Here is a 461-nt window from a genome sequence, read left to right as displayed (position 1 = left end):
CGTGACTATGATGTTCAGACCGAGACGCCCGTGGCCACGATCGAGATTGATCAGCCGTTTGTTGACGGTGTTCTGAATCAGGACGAGTCCAAGGTTGAGCAGACGATCACCGGTAGCGTGGGCGGTGCCGCGAAAGCAGGCGATGCGGTTGTCGTGACGATTGGCGGTAAAGAGTACCCCGCGACCGTGCAGCCAGGTAACACCTGGAGTGTGACGGTGCCTGCCGATGCGGTGAAAGATCTGCAGCCGGGCGATATCACGGCCGAGGTGACGGGTAAGGATCAGTACGGTAATGCGTATGACGCCGATACGAGCCGTGACTATGATGTTCAGACCGAGACGCCCGTGGCCACGATCGAGATTGATCAGCCGTTTGTTGACGGTGTTCTGAATCAGGACGAGTCCAAGGTTGAGCAGACGATCACCGGTAGCGTGGGCGGTGCCGCGAAAGCAGGCGATGC

The 461-nt window shown here is 58.8% G+C and carries 1 protein-coding gene; it reads left to right on the top strand.

Annotation, left to right across the window (positions count from 1 at the left end; genetic code table 11):
• The coding region (locus V6936_RS17320) for an Ig-like domain-containing protein (protein WP_336580173.1) at window positions 1-461 on the top strand (461 nt) is incomplete at both ends.

The sequence above is a fragment of the Alcaligenes sp. CHO6 genome (assembly GCF_037120595.1).
Taxonomy (GTDB): Bacteria; Pseudomonadota; Gammaproteobacteria; order Burkholderiales; family Burkholderiaceae_B; genus Alcaligenes; species Alcaligenes ammonioxydans.
Note: the sequence above shows the minus strand (reverse complement) of the source record. Positions and strands in the feature narration are given on the sequence as shown.